This is a genomic window from Ramlibacter sp. P4_H7 (genome assembly GCF_056400765.1).
Map to the genome: position 1 here is coordinate 66948 of NZ_JBFUKP010000008.1, position 13829 is coordinate 80776.

Genomic DNA, 13829 nt, shown 5'->3' on the forward strand with positions numbered 1-13829 from the left:
ACATCCTCTCGCTGGCCATGAACATCCTCGTCGTCGACGACCACCCCCTTTACCGCAGCGGCGTGGTTTACACCTTGCAGAACACGGGGATGGACGTGGATGTCATCGAGTGCTCCTCGCTCGACGCCGCTTTCCAGCGGCTGGACGCGGGGCTGCAGCCGGACCTGATGGTGCTCGACCTGCAGATGCCCGGCTACCAGGGCCTGGACTCGGTGCGCGCCGTGCGCAACCGCCGCCCGGAAGTCCCGGTGCTGGTGCTCTCCGGCAGCGAGGATCCCGCCATCGTGCGCGAGTGCATCGACCTCGGCGCCTTCGGTTTCGTTCCCAAGTCCGCGCCGAGCGACCAGTTCCATGCCGCACTGTCGCTGGTGCTGTCGGGCGGGGTCTACCTGCCGCCGACCAGCCTGAGCGTCGGCTCTCCGGCCACTCGCGCGCAGCAGGACGCCTGGAGCCGGCTCGGCGCGCACCTGACCGAGCGCCAGCGCCAGGTGCTGCTGGGCATCGTGCAGGGCAAGCCGAACAAGGTGATCGCCCGAGACCTGGGGCTGTCCGACACCACCGTCAAGTCGCACGTGGCGCACATCCTCGATGCCCTGGTCGTGTCCAACCGCACCGAGGCCGTCTACGCTCTGGCCCGGGCCGGACTGAGCATCCGCGACCTGCAGCCCTCCTCGCCCGATTCCGTCTTCTGAATCTCAGCGCAGGGCGTCGGCGGACTCGTGGTTCGGGAAGGCCGCGCCGATGGCGTCGAGCAGCCGTTCCGGCGTGATGGGTTTCTGCAGCACCGGCAGGTCGAGGCCCAGCTGGGCGATGTCGGGCTCACCAGTGATGATCCACGCCGGCACCCAACCGTAGGTCGCGCGCACGGCCTCCACCACATCCACCCCCGTTCCCTCGGCGAGCCGGTAGTCCGCCAGGAGCAGGTCGGGCGCCTCGTTGAGGCTGCGCAGCACCTCGCGCAGCTGGGGCAGCGAACTCGCCCCGGCCACCCGCGCCCCCTCTTCCTGCAGCCAGCTGCACAGGGCGTCGCGGGCCAGCCGGTCGTTTTCCACCACGGCCACCAGGAGGCCGCGCAGCATCGAAGCGCCGCGATCGCGAAAGGGCAGTGGCGCGGGGCGGCTCTCCTCGTGCGCGATCGGCAGCCGCACCGTGACCCGGGTGCCGCGGTCCGGCTCGGAATCGATGCGCAGTCCCGCCTCCATCAGATCGGCCATGTGGCGCGAGGTGGCGAGCCCGAGGCCGATCCCCTCTGCTTCCGCGAGGCTGGCCGACCGGCCGCGGTAGAACGCGTTGCAGGCCTGGGCGAGGTCCTCCGGCTCCATGCCGACCCCCTGGTCGCTCACGGTCAGCACGACCTCGTCGTCGTCGCGCTGCACGCGCAGCACGATCTCGCCCTGCAGCGAGTACTTGAAGGCGTTGTCCAGGAAGTTGCGCAGCATCCGCTCGAGCAGCACCGGGTCGGCCGCCACCCGGTAGTGTTCCGGCATGACCAGGCGGAATCGCAGGGCGCGCGCGGCGCATTTCTCCGCGAAACCGGTGACGGCCGCGCCGACGATGTGCTCCAGGTGCACCGGCTGCACCACGGCGCGCATGGTGCCCGCATCGATCTGCGCGAAATCCACCAGGTGCCGGAACATGCCGTCGATGGATTCCCCGGTGCGCACGATCTGCTGCGCCATGGCGTCGCGGCGGGCCGGGTCGGTGGACTTGCGGAAGATGTCGGACAGGAACAGCAGCGCCTGCACCGGCTGCCGCAGGTCGTGGCTGGCGGCGCCGAGGAAGCGCGAGCGGGCGCGCTGGGTCTCCTGCTGGGCCTGCAGGGCCGCCCGCAACTGCCGCACCAGCACCGCGTTCTGCTGGGCAGCCTCCACCGCGTCGCGCAGCTGCGACTGCACGATGTGCGCGAGGCGCACCAGCATCGGCCCGCCCAGCAGCATCGCGACCCCGATCAGCAGCACCTCGCGCGAGCCGGTGTGGCGCAGCCAGCCCAGGAACACCGTGCTCAGGCAGGCCGCAAGGTACAGGGCGTACACCCGGGGCTGCACGGCCAGCACGGACACGGCGACCGACACCCAGCCGACGGTGATGATGGTGAGCACGCCCAGGTCGGCCACGGAGACATAGCCGGAAAACAGCGGGACGGAGAGCGTCGCGAACCAGCCAGTGAGCGCGACCACCACGGCGATGTGGCGCAGCGTCCCCTCGGTCGCGCCCTCGCGCGCGACCAGCCGGCGGAAGTAGGGCTGGCGCGCCAGCATGCAAATGGCGAGCAGCAGGTACCAGGCAAGAAAGGGCGCCCAGCCCACCACGGGGACGAAGACCACGCCCAGGGTGGCCCCCATCAGCAGGGCCGTGCCTGCGCCCGCCCCGGTCTGGGCGAGGATCATGTGAACGCTTCGCTTGACCAGCTCGGCGGAGGCGTCCGTGACGCCCGCCGCCCGTTGTTCATGATCGGGCAACCGCTTCTCCACGCTAGAAACTGGCTCGGAACGCCGAGTTTGTGCATTCCCCGGCGCCGGACCTCTACCATCCGGCGGATGGACGTCACCAGCCACCTTCTGTACCTCCACGGGTTTCGCTCGTCCCCACGCTCGTTCAAGGCGCAGCGGATGGAGCACGCCATTCGCGAACGCCACCCTGCCGTGACCTGGTGGTGTCCGCAGCTGCCCGCTTCTCCCCAGGCCGCCATGCGCATGGTACGTGAGGGCATCGCGCAGTGGCCAGCTTCGCGCATGGCCGTGGTCGGATCTTCCCTGGGCGGCTTCTATGCGACGTCGGTGGCGGAGGAAACCGGCTGCCCCGCGGTGCTGCTCAATCCGGCCGTGGATCCGGCGCGCGACCTGGGCCGCTACATCGGCGAGCAGACGGCCTGGCACGATCCCGCCGAGCATTTCTACTTTGCGCCGGAGTACGTGGACGAACTGCGCGCCCTCGCGCGCGGCCCGGTGCGCCACCCGGAGCGCTACTTCGCCGTGATCGCCAAGGGCGACGAGGTGCTGGACTGGCGCGAGATGACGGGCCGCTACCCGGGCATCCGCGTCAAGCTGCTGGAAGGCGGCGACCACGCATTGTCGGATTTCGACCGGCACATCGACGAAGTGCTCGCCTTCCTGCGGCTCGCCTAGCCGGGCGGGCGGGGCCCCGGGGCCCGCATGGGACAATCCACCCATGTTCGTGTTGTTTGAAGACGCCGGGAAATTCCTGGCCGGCCGTGTGCTGTCCGAGACGGATGCCTCCGCGCAGGTGGAGCTGGACAGCGGCAAGCGCGTCAAGGTCAAGTCGGCCAACGTCCTGCTGAAGTTCGAGAAGCCCCAGCCCCAGGAACTGCTGCGCGAGGCGCAGGCGCTGGCGTCCGGCATCGAGCTGGACCTGGCCTGGGAATTCGCGCCCGAGGCGGAATTCGGCTTTGCCGACCTGGCGCGCGAGTACTTCAGCGCGCAGGCCACGCTCGCCCAGCAGGCGGGCGCGCTGCTGCGCCTTTTCGACGCGCCGCACTACTTCCGGCGCGCCGGCAAGGGGCGCTTTCGCAAGGCACCGGCGGAGATCCTGCAGCAGGCGCTGCTGGCCATCGAGAAGAAGAAGCAGGTGCAGGCGCAGATCAGCGCCTGGGCCGCGGAGCTCGCCGCCGGCAGCTGTCCGCCGCCGATCCGCGAGCAGCTCTACAAGATCCTGTTCAAGCCGGACAAGAACGCGCCCGAATACCGGGCGGTCGTGGAAGCCTCGCGCAGCACGCACACGGCGCCGCTGGACCTGCTGCAGAAGTCGGGCGCGATCACCTCGCCGTACCAGTTCCACTGGAAGCGCTTCCTGCTCGAGTACTTCCCCAAGGGCACCGGCTTTCCGCCGGTGGCGGCGCCGGCCATCAAGGACGACCTGCCGCTGGCGACGGTGCAGGCGTTCTCCGTGGACGACTCCAGCACCACCGAGATCGACGATGCGCTGTCGGTGCAAGGGCTGGGCAGCGGCACCGTCACCGTAGGCGTCCACATCGCCGCCCCGGGCCTCGCGATCCAGACCGGCACCCCGCTGGACCAGCTGGCCCACCAGCGGCTGTCCACGGTCTACATGCCCGGCCACAAGATCACCATGCTGCCGGACGACGTGGTGCAGGCGTACACGCTGATGGAGGGCCGGGACTGCCCCGCCGTGTCGCTCTACGTGCAGTTCGACGAGGCGACTCTGGAAGTCAAGGCCAGCGAGACCAAGCTGGAGCGCGTGCCGATCGCGGTGAACCTGCGGCACGACCAGCTCGATGCGACGCTCACCGAGGAGTTCCTGGAGGACCCGGATGCCGCCACGGACCACGTGCCGGCGCCCGCCGCCCGCTTCCACCGGGAGCTGTGCTTCCTGTTCCGACTGGCCAGGCAGTTGAAGGCGCAGCGCGAGGTGGTGCGCGGCAAGCCGGAGAGCTTCAACCGCCCCGACTACAACTTCCGCGTGCCGGCCGCGGCCGAGGCCGGGCCCGAGGGCGACGAGCCGGTGGAAATCACGGTGCGCCGGCGCGGTGCGCCGCTGGACCTGATCGTGGCCGAGGCCATGATCCTGGCCAACAGCACCTGGGGCCTGTGGCTGGCCGACATCGGCGTGCCCGGCATCTATCGCAGCCAGGCGAGCCTGGCGCCCGGCGTGAAGGTGCGCATGGGCACCAAGGCTCAGCCGCACGCGGGCATCGGCGTCAAGGCCTATGCCTGGAGCACCTCGCCGCTGCGCCGCTACACGGACCTGGTGAACCAGTGGCAGATCATCGCGGCCGCGCGCCACGGCCGCACCGCGGCGCTGGCCGCGCCGTTCAAGCCCAAGGACGCGGAGCTGTTCTCCATCATCTCGGCCTTCGACGCCGCCTATTCCGCTTACAACGCGCACCAGGCGGGTATGGAGCGCTACTGGACGCTGCAGTACCTGCGGCAGCAGGACGTCCGCGAACTCGATGCCACGGTGTTCAAGGAAGGCCTGGCGCGCGCCGACGCCTTGCCGCTGGTGCTGCCCGTGCTGGGCGCGGCCGACCTGCCGCGCGGCGCCCGCGTGCGCCTGAAGCTGGGCGAGATCGACCTGATCACGCTCGACGTGAGCGGCACCGTCCTCCAGCGCCTGGACACCGCGCCCGAAGCGGCAGTGTCGGCGGAGGACGACACCGAGGAGGAAACCGTCGCCGGCCCGATTGCGATCGCGGTGGATGTCACGGACACTTCCGAGGACAACTCCTCCGTGGCGCCGGCAGCGCCGATGTGACGTCGTGAACCTGAAGTCCCTCAGCACCCTGCAGATCGCTCTGGGCGTGTCCGTCGTCGTCCACGCCGCGGTGCTGACCCTGCGCATCGTCGATCCGGAAGGCTTCAACCGCGTCTTCCAGGACACGCCGCTCGAGGTCGTGCTGGTGAACGCGCGCAGCAACGAGAAGCCGGACCGCGCCCAGGCCATCGCGCAGAGCAGCCTGGCCGGCGGCGGCGAGCTCGAAAAGGGCCGCGCCACCTCGCCCCTGCCTCCTTCCGCGCTCTCCAGCATCGGCGACGCCGCCGAGGACGAGCAGCAGAAGATCGAGCAGATGCAGGAGCAGCAGATGCTGATGCTGGCGCAGATCAAGCGGACCCTGGCCGCGATGCCGCCGGCCGATCCCAAGCTGGCCCGCAACAATCCCGAGGCCGCCGCGCGCGAGGACAAGCGCCGCCACCTGATGAAGCTGCTCGCCGAGATCGAGAAGCGCATCAACGAGGAAAACGCACGGCCCAAGAAACGCTACATCAGCCCCTCAACGCGCGAGGAGGTGTATGCGGTCTACTACGACACGCTGCGCCGAAAGATCGAGGACCGCGGCACCCACAACTTTCCCGAGCTGGCCGGGCGCAAGCTCTATGGCGAGCTGACCATGATCGTCACCGTGAACCACGATGGCAAAGTGCTGGACACCGAGGTGGTCGAAACCTCGGGCAACCACACGCTCGACCGGCGCGCCGCGACCATCGCCCGCGCCGCCGGGCCGTTCGGCCGCTTCAACGACGCGATGCGCCGCAAGGCCGACCAGATCGTGGTGGTGTCGCGCTTCAAGTTCACCCGCGACGACACGCTCGAAACCCGGCTCACCAACCGCTGAGACCCGACCGACCGTGGACCGTTACTGCGTCATGGGAAATCCCGTGGACCACAGCAAGTCGCCGTGGATCCACGCACGCTTCGCCGCCCTCACCGGCGAGCCGGTGGCCTACGGCAAGCGCCTGATCGGCCTCGACGAGTTCCCGCAGGCCGTGCGCGCCTTCATCGCCGAAGGCGGCAAGGGCTGCAACATCACCGTGCCTTTCAAGTTCCAGGCCGCGTCTCTGGTGACGCGGCGCAGCGCGCGCGCCGCGCTGGCCGAAGCCTGCAACATCCTCAGCTTCGACGCCGGCGCCATCGTCGGCGACAACACCGACGGCATCGGGCTGGTCCATGACCTGGAGCGCAACGCCGGCCTGCCGCTCGCCGGCCGCGACCTGCTGCTGATGGGCGCCGGCGGTGCGGCCGCCGGGGTGCTGGGCCCGCTGATCGACGCGCGCCCGCGCCGCATCGTGGTGGCCAACCGCACCGTCGCCAAGGCGCAGTCCCTGGTGGAACGGCACGCCGCACTGGCGCGCGAGCGTGGCGTGGAGCTGCGCGCGACGACCCTCGCGGACATTCCGGGCGACTTCGACGTCGTCATCAACGGCACGGCCAGCAGCCTGAGCGGCAGCGGCGTGCCGGTGGACGCGCGCGTGCTGCGGCCCGGCGCGCTCGCCTGCGACATGATGTACGGGCCGGCCGCCGAGGGCTTCCTGCAGTGGGCGCGCGAGCACGGCGCGGTCGGCCGCGACGGCCTGGGCATGCTGGTGGAGCAGGCGGCCGAAGCCTTCCTGATCTGGCGCGGCGTGCGGCCGCCGTCGGCGCAGGTGCTGGCCGAACTGCGACAGGAGCTGCAGCGGTGAAACCGGTCCTGCGCTGGCTCGCGCTGGTGCTGGCCGCCCTGGTCGCCCTCCAGCTTTTCTTCGTGCTGCGCATTGCTGCGATGGCCGTGATCGCGCCCGAGTCCACGACCTTCCAGCGCTCGGAGGCCTGGCGCATCGTCAACGAGAAGCACCGGCTGCCCTGGCGGCAGCAGTGGGTGCCCTATGACCGCATCTCGGACCACCTGAAGCGCGCGGTGATCGCCTCCGAGGACGGCAGCTTCGTCAACCACGACGGCGTGGACTGGGACGCGCTGGAGAAGGCCTGGGCCCGCAACGCCAAGGCGGAGGAGATCTACGCCAGGCGCGCGGCACTTGCACCGGCGCGCGCGCGCACGCCGAAGATCGTGGGCGGCTCCACCATCACGCAGCAACTGGCGAAGAACCTGCTGCTCTCCGGCGAGCGCAGCCTGCTGCGCAAGGGGCAGGAGTTCGTTCTGACGATGGCGCTGGAGCACACGCTCAGCAAGCAGCGCATCCTGGAGATCTACCTGAACAGCGTGGAATGGGGAGACGGCGTGTTCGGCGCCGAGGCCGCGGCGCAGCACTACTTCCGCAAGGGCGCGAGCCGGCTCTCGCCCTACGAGGCCGCGCGGCTGGCCGTGATGCTGCCGCAGCCCAAGCGCTTCGAGAAGATGCCGGGTTCCAGCTACCTGGCCGGGCGCACCTCCACCATCGTCGCCCGCATGCGCGACGCCGAGCTGCCTTGAAGGCCGCCCTGTCGCCCTGGGCTGCCCGGGCGCTGGGCTGGTTCCTGCTGCAATTGGTACGCGTGCTGACGGGCGCGCAGGCGCGCTGGCACGGCTGCCCGCCGCAGGCCGAACAGCGCATCTACTTCGCCAACCACCAGAGCCACGCGGACCTGGTCATGATCTGGGCGGCGCTCCCGCAGGAGCTGCGCAGCATCACGCGGCCGGTGGCGGCGCGCGACTACTGGACGAAGACGCCGCTGAAGCAGTGGATCACCACCGCGGTGTTCAACGCGGTGTACGTCGACCGCGAACGCAAGGGCGACAGCGATCCGCTGGAGCCATTGGAAGCGGCGCTGGCCAGCGGCGACTCCATCATCCTGTTCCCCGAAGGCACGCGCGGGGACGGCGAGGAACCGCAATCGTTCAAATCGGGCCTGTACAGCCTGGCGCTGAAGTTTCCGCACGTGGTGCTGGTGCCGGCCTGGATCGACAACATCCAGCGCGTGATGCCCAAGGGCGAGGTGGTGCCGGTGCCCATCCTGTGCTCCGTCACCTTCGGCGCCCCGATCCGGCTGGAAGCCGGCGAAGAACGCCGGGCCTTCCTCGACCGCGCACGGGCGGCGGTCATCGCCTTGCGCGACCTATGAACCAGGCCCTGCGCAACCTGACGGCCTCGGAGCAGGTGGGCGCGCTGTTCCTCGCCGTGTTCGGCATCCTGGTCCTCACCAGCGTGGCGGCCTTCCTGCTGACGCTGCGCGAGCAGCGCACGGCGCACGACGAGACCTGGCGGACCGAACTGGACGACTTCCGACACCTGCTGGGTCGTTCCTGGGCCATGGTGGTGCTGTTCTGGCTCGCGTGGGCCAGCGGCGAGACCTTCGCCACCGTGCTGTTCGCGCTGATCGCGTTCTTCGCGCTGCGCGAGTTCATCACGCTGTCGCCCACCCGCCGCGGCGACCATCGCAGCCTGGTGCTGGCCTTCTTCGTGGTGCTGCCCCTGCAGTTCTGGCTCGTGGCGACGCGGCACTTCGACCTGTTCACCGTCTTCATCCCGGTGTACGTGTTCCTCGCGATCCCGGTGGCGAGCGCGTTGTCGGGCGATCCGCAGCGCTTCCTGGAGCGCAACGCCAAGCTGCAGTGGGGCATCGTGGTCTGCGTCTACGGCATGAGCCACGTGCCCGCGCTGATGCTGCTGGAGTTTCCCCGCCGCAACTACCAAGGCAAGCAGGCCTTCCTGGTGTTCTTCCTGGTGATCGTGGTGCAGACCTGCATGGTGGTGCAGCACCTGGTCACGCGCAGGCTGCGCCGGCCGGCCAGCCTGCCGGGCATCAGCAGCAGTTTCAGCTGGCGGCCCTGGGGCTGGGGGGTGTTCGTCGGCAGCGTGCTGGGCGCCCTGCTGTCGTTCATTACGCCCTTCCAGCCCGGACAGGCGCTGGCCGCGGCCTTCGTGGCCTGCGTGGCCGGCTCGCTGGGACACCTCGTGATGAAGGCGCTCAAGCGCGATCGCGGCGTGACTTCGTGGGGACCGCGCGGGCGGTCCGTCACGGGCGCCAACGGCCTGCTGGAACGGGTGGACGCCCTGTGCTTCGCCGCGCCCATCTTCTTCCATTCGGTGCGCTGGTACTTCGGCGCCTAGGAGCCCGCGCTCCAAGCCCCGGCGCAGGCCCGTTGCTGTGCCGCGCAGGCTCCAAGCCTTAAGATCGGCCCATGCGCATTCTCGGCATCGATCCCGGCCTGCAGACCACCGGCTTCGGCGTCGTCGATGCCGAAGGCCACACGCTGCGCTACGTGGCCAGCGGCACCATCAGCACCACGCACCTCGCCCGCGGCGACCTGCCCGCGCGGCTGAAGGTGCTGTTCGACGGGATCGGCGAACTGCGCGCGCGCTACCAGCCGGATTCCGCCGCGATCGAGATCGTGTTCGTGAACGTCAACCCGCAGTCGACGCTGCTGCTCGGACAGGCCCGCGGCGCCTGCGTCACGGCGCTGGTGTCCTGCAACCTGCCCGTGGCCGAGTACACGCCCATGCAGATGAAGCAGTCGGTGGCGGGCACCGGCCGCGCGGCCAAGGCGGAAGTGCAGCAGATGGTCAAGCGGCTGCTGCAGTTGCCCGGGCTGCCGGGCAAGGACGCCGCCGATGCGCTGGCCCTGGCGATCACGCATGCGCACGCGGGGGTCGGCACCGCGCGCATCCAGGCGGCCGGCCAGGTGGCGCGGCGCAACACCGGCTCCTACAAGACGGGGCGGGTCATCTAGGCCCGCGTCCCCAGGTTCAAGCCGCCAGCCGCTCCACGAACAGGATCGCGAAGAAGCCCAGCGCCGCCAGCAGGGTCCACTTGAGGATCACCAGCCCGAGGCGCTTGTACCTGGGGTTGGCGGTGAAGGCATACAGCGCGAACAGGACCCCGGCCGCCAGCAACAGCAGCAGGACCAGCGTCCTGACGAGGACCATCCCCTACCAGGCGCGCACGGGTTGTGCGAAGCCCGCGGGCGCGTCGCGCTCGTTGCCGAAGCTCACCACTTCGAACGCCTCCTGGTCGGCCAGCAGCGCCCGGATCAGCTGGTTGTTCAGCGCGTGGCCCGAGCGGAACGCGCTGTACGCGGCCAGCAGCGGCTTGCCCGCCAGGTACAGGTCGCCCATGGCGTCCAGGATCTTGTGCTTGACGAACTCGTCGTCGTAGCGCAAGCCCTCGGCATTGAGCACCCGGTAGTCATCCACCACGATCGCGTTGTCCATGCCGCCGCCCAGGGCCAGGCCGCGCGACCGCATCATCTCCACGTCCTTGGTGAAGCCGAAGGTGCGCGCGCGGGCGATGTCACGCGAATAGTGGCCCGAACTCAGGTCGAATTCGTAGCGCTGGCCGGTGGAGTTCACCACCCGGTGGTCGAAGTCGATCTCGAAGCCGAGCTTGTAGCCGTGGAAGGGGTCCAGGCGCGCCCACTTCAGGTTCTCGCCCTCGCCCTCGCGCACTTCCACCGGTTTGGTCACGCGGATGAAGCGCCGGGGGGCGTTCTGCAGCTCGATGCCGGCGCTTTGCAGCAGGAACACGAAGGATGCCGAGGAGCCGTCCAGGATCGGAACCTCTTCGGCCGTGATGTCCACATACATGTTGTCCACGCCGAGGCCGGCGCAGGCGGACATCAGGTGCTCCACCGTGTGCACCTTGGCGCCGCCATTGGAGATGGTGGATGCCATGCGCGTGTCGGTCACCGCCTCGGCGGACACGGGGATGTCCACCGGCTGCGGGAGGTCGACGCGGCGAAACACGATGCCGGTGTCGGGCTGCGCCGGGCGCAGCGTCATCTCGACCCGCTGGCCGCTGTGGAGGCCCACGCCGACGGCCTTGGTCAGGGTCTTGAGGGTGCGTTGCCGGAGCATGCGTGCGATTTTAGTGGCGCCCGCATTTCCGCCCCGTTGAGTTTCCGCATGTCCCCGATAGAGCCAGCCCATTGGCTCAGCCTCCACCCGCGGCGTGAAGCGCGGATGAAGCGGCGGTAAAGGACAAAAAACGGGCCCCGTGGGGCCCGTTGCGCCTGAACGACTGCAAGATCAATCCGCCTGCTTGCGCAGGAAGGCCGGGATCTCGAAGTCGTCCATGCCGCCGCTCGACAGGGCGTCGACCTTGGCCGCCGCCTGGGTGCGGTTGGTGCGCCACACGCTCGGCACCGCCAGGCCGCCGTAGTCCGGCTGCTGGGGCGCGGCGCCGCCGCCCGTCTGCATCTCGCGCGTGACGATCGCGCCCGGCCCGCCCACGACGTTGTTGATCGTCGGCACGTTGAACGGCACGTTGTCGGTGCCGGTGCGCAGCACCTGCAGGGGCGGCGCCGTGCGGCGCTGCTGGCCCTGGCGCGACAGGCCGGTGGCCACCACGGTGACGCGGACCTGGTCGCCGAGCTCGTCGTCGTAGGCGGTGCCGTAGATCACGTGCGCGTCCGGCGAGGCGTAGGCGCGGATGGTGTTCATCGCCAGCTTGGACTCGGACAGCTTCAGGCTGCCCTTGGCCGCGGTGATCAGCACCAGCACCCCCTTGGCGCCGGACAGGTCGATGCCCTCCAGCAGCGGGCAGGCCACGGCCTGTTCCGCGGCGATCCGCGCGCGGTCCGGGCCGGCGGCCAGGGCCGTGCCCATCATCGCCTTGCCCGGCTCGCCCATCACCGTGCGCACGTCCTCGAAGTCCACGTTGACGTGGCCGGGGACGTTGATGATCTCCGCGATGCCGCCGACGGCGTTCTTCAGCACGTCGTTGGCGTGCGCGAAGGCCTCGTCCTGGGTGATGTCGTCGCCCAGCACTTCCAGCAGCTTCTCGTTCAGCACCACGATCAGCGAATCGACGTTGGCTTCCAGCTCGGCCAGCCCGCTGTCGGCGTTGGTCATGCGCCGGCCGCCTTCCCAGTCGAACGGCTTGGTCACGACCCCGACGGTCAGGATGCCCATTTCCTTGGCCACCCGCGCGATCACCGGCGCGGCGCCGGTGCCGGTGCCGCCGCCCATGCCGGCGGTGATGAACAGCATGTGCGCGCCCGTGATCGCCTCGCGGATCGATTCGACCGCGGCTTCGGCGCATTCCCGGCCCTTTTCCGGCTTGCTGCCGGCGCCCAGGCCCGTGCCTCCGAGCTGGATGTGCTTGTGCGCCGAGCTGCGCGCCAGCGCCTGCGCATCCGTGTTGGCGCAGATGAACTCCACGCCTTGCACGCTGCGCTCGATCATGTGCGCCACCGCGTTGCCGCCGCCACCGCCCACCCCGATCACCTTGATCTGCGTGCCCTGGTGGAACTCCTCGACTTCGATCATTTCGATGCTCATGTCTTACTCCTGATTCGTTGCAGTTGCCACTGACTTGCTTGTTGGTATTGCGTCGTTAACGCTGGAACGGTGGATCGGTGCACCGACTTCGCTCCTTTCTGCGGGGTGGACTCCCGCGCGCCAGCCACAACCGGTAGGGACTCATGATCAGAAGTTCCCCACGATGAAATCCTTGATCCGGCCGAAAGCGGTCTTCACCGAGCCGCTCTTCTGCGCCACCTTCTGCCCGCGTACGCGCGCGATGCGCGCCTCTTCCAGCAGGCCCATGACCGTCGCGGCGCGCGGCTGGGCAACCATGTCGGCTAGCGCGCCGGTGTACTGCGGCACGCCGCGGCGCACGGGCTTGAGGAAGATGTCCTCGCCCAGTTCCACCATTCCGGGCATGACCGCGCTGCCGCCGGTGATGACGATGCCGGAGGACAGCACTTCCTCGTAGCCGGATTCCCGCACCACTTGCTGCACGAGCGAGAAGATCTCTTCCACCCGCGGCTCGATCACGCCGGCCAGCGCCTGGCGCGACAGCATGCGCGGCCCGCGGTCGCCCAGGCCCGGCACTTCCACCTGCGTCTCCGCGTCGGCCAGCAGCTGCTTGGCGAAGCCGGACTCCACCTTGATGTCCTCGGCGTCCTTGGTCGGCGTGCGCAGCGCCATGGCGATGTCGCTGGTGATCAGGTCGCCGGCGATGGGGATCACCGCGGTGTGGCGGATCGCGCCGCCGGTGAAGATCGCCACGTCGGTGGTGCCGGCGCCGATGTCCACCAGCGCCACGCCCAGTTCCTTCTCGTCGGCGGAAAGCACCGCGCTGCTGGAGGCCAGCGGGTTCAGCAGCAGCTGCTCCACCTCCAGCCCGCAGCGGCGCACGCACTTGATGATGTTTTCCGCCGCGCTCTGGGCGCCGGTCACGATGTGCACCTTGGCTTCCAGGCGGATGCCGCTCATGCCGATCGGCTCCCGCACGTCCTGGCCGTCGATCACGAATTCCTGCGGCTCCACCAGCAGCAGGCGCTGGTCGGTGGAGATGTTGATCGCCCGCGCGGTTTCCACCACGCGCGCGACGTCGGCCGGCGTCACCTCGCGGTCCTTCACGGCCACCATGCCGCTGGAATTGATCCCGCGGATGTGGCTGCCCGTGATGCCGGTGTAGACGCGGGTGATCTTGCAGTCCGCCATCAGCTCCGCTTCCTTGAGCGCCTGCTGGATGCTCTGCACCGTGGCGTCGATGTTGACGACCACCCCGCGCTTCAAGCCGCTGGACGGCGCCACGCCGAGCCCGGCGAGCTTGAGTTCGCCGCCCGGCATCACCTCGGCCACGACGACCATCACCTTGGCCGTGCCGATGTCGAGTCCGACGACGAGATCCTTGTAGTCCTTGGCCATCCGCTT

14 protein-coding genes are annotated in these 13829 nt (G+C 69.5%); 9 read left to right on the forward strand and 5 right to left on the reverse strand.

Annotated elements, in window-relative coordinates:
• The first annotated feature begins 17 nt into the window (after positions 1-17).
• Positions 18-692: a response regulator gene (locus AC1DSA_RS12890; RefSeq protein WP_477889705.1), complete on the forward strand. Its 675-nt coding sequence runs from the start codon at positions 18-20 to the stop codon at positions 690-692.
• Positions 693-695: 3 nt separating this feature from the next.
• On the opposite strand, the gene AC1DSA_RS12895 is transcribed toward AC1DSA_RS12890, so the two are convergent.
• Positions 696-2459, reverse strand: a complete 1764-nt coding sequence (locus AC1DSA_RS12895; protein ID WP_477889707.1) for a hybrid sensor histidine kinase/response regulator — start codon at positions 2457-2459, stop codon at positions 696-698.
• Between the two features lie 78 nt (positions 2460-2537).
• Between AC1DSA_RS12895 and AC1DSA_RS12900 the strand changes: the two genes are divergently transcribed.
• The 8 genes from AC1DSA_RS12900 to ruvC all read left to right on the forward strand — a co-directional run bounded on the left by AC1DSA_RS12900 (position 2538) and on the right by ruvC (position 9898).
• Positions 2538-3125, forward strand: a complete 588-nt coding sequence (locus tag AC1DSA_RS12900; RefSeq protein ID WP_477889709.1) for a YqiA/YcfP family alpha/beta fold hydrolase — start codon at positions 2538-2540, stop codon at positions 3123-3125.
• A gap of 43 nt (positions 3126-3168) precedes the next feature.
• Positions 3169-5229: a ribonuclease catalytic domain-containing protein gene (locus tag AC1DSA_RS12905; RefSeq protein ID WP_477889711.1), complete on the forward strand. Its 2061-nt coding sequence runs from the start codon at positions 3169-3171 to the stop codon at positions 5227-5229.
• Between the two features lie 10 nt (positions 5230-5239).
• Complete coding sequence (locus AC1DSA_RS12910) at positions 5240-6088, forward strand: energy transducer TonB (RefSeq protein ID WP_477889972.1); 849 nt, start codon at positions 5240-5242, stop codon at positions 6086-6088.
• Positions 6089-6119: 31 nt separating this feature from the next.
• On the forward strand, positions 6120-6932 hold the full coding sequence (gene aroE / locus AC1DSA_RS12915) for a shikimate dehydrogenase (protein WP_477889712.1): 813 nt from the start codon (positions 6120-6122) through the stop codon (positions 6930-6932).
• Complete coding sequence (locus tag AC1DSA_RS12920) at positions 6929-7660, forward strand: transglycosylase domain-containing protein (RefSeq protein WP_477889714.1); 732 nt, start codon at positions 6929-6931, stop codon at positions 7658-7660. The genes aroE and AC1DSA_RS12920 overlap by 4 nt, the downstream gene beginning before the upstream one ends.
• A complete protein-coding gene (locus tag AC1DSA_RS12925; RefSeq protein WP_477889716.1) occupies positions 7657-8289 on the forward strand; it encodes a lysophospholipid acyltransferase family protein in 633 nt (210 codons plus the stop codon). Before AC1DSA_RS12920 ends, AC1DSA_RS12925 begins: the two co-directional genes overlap by 4 nt.
• Positions 8286-9278, forward strand: coding sequence for a phosphatidate cytidylyltransferase (locus AC1DSA_RS12930; protein WP_477889718.1), 993 nt, complete (start codon positions 8286-8288; stop codon positions 9276-9278). Before AC1DSA_RS12925 ends, AC1DSA_RS12930 begins: the two co-directional genes overlap by 4 nt.
• A 71-nt stretch (positions 9279-9349) precedes the next feature.
• Positions 9350-9898: a crossover junction endodeoxyribonuclease RuvC gene (ruvC, locus tag AC1DSA_RS12935; RefSeq protein WP_477889720.1), complete on the forward strand. Its 549-nt coding sequence runs from the start codon at positions 9350-9352 to the stop codon at positions 9896-9898.
• Between the two features lie 16 nt (positions 9899-9914).
• Here ruvC and AC1DSA_RS12940 read toward each other — a convergent pair whose 3' ends face one another.
• From AC1DSA_RS12940 to ftsA, 4 genes are all read right to left on the reverse strand, one after another.
• The gene (locus AC1DSA_RS12940; RefSeq protein WP_477889722.1) at positions 9915-10094 is read right to left on the reverse strand and encodes a hypothetical protein; all 180 of its coding nucleotides are present in this window, start codon (positions 10092-10094) and stop codon (positions 9915-9917) included.
• A gap of 3 nt (positions 10095-10097) precedes the next feature.
• Positions 10098-11021, reverse strand: a complete 924-nt coding sequence (gene lpxC / locus AC1DSA_RS12945) for a UDP-3-O-acyl-N-acetylglucosamine deacetylase (RefSeq protein ID WP_477889724.1) — start codon at positions 11019-11021, stop codon at positions 10098-10100.
• 171 nt (positions 11022-11192) lie between these two features.
• A complete protein-coding gene (gene ftsZ, locus AC1DSA_RS12950; protein WP_477889726.1) occupies positions 11193-12446 on the reverse strand; it encodes a cell division protein FtsZ in 1254 nt (417 codons plus the stop codon).
• A gap of 147 nt (positions 12447-12593) precedes the next feature.
• Positions 12594-13823 (reverse strand): cell division protein FtsA, encoded by a 1230-nt coding sequence (gene ftsA, locus AC1DSA_RS12955; protein ID WP_477889728.1) that lies wholly within the window; start codon positions 13821-13823, stop codon positions 12594-12596.
• Between the last annotated feature and the right edge of the window lie 6 nt (positions 13824-13829).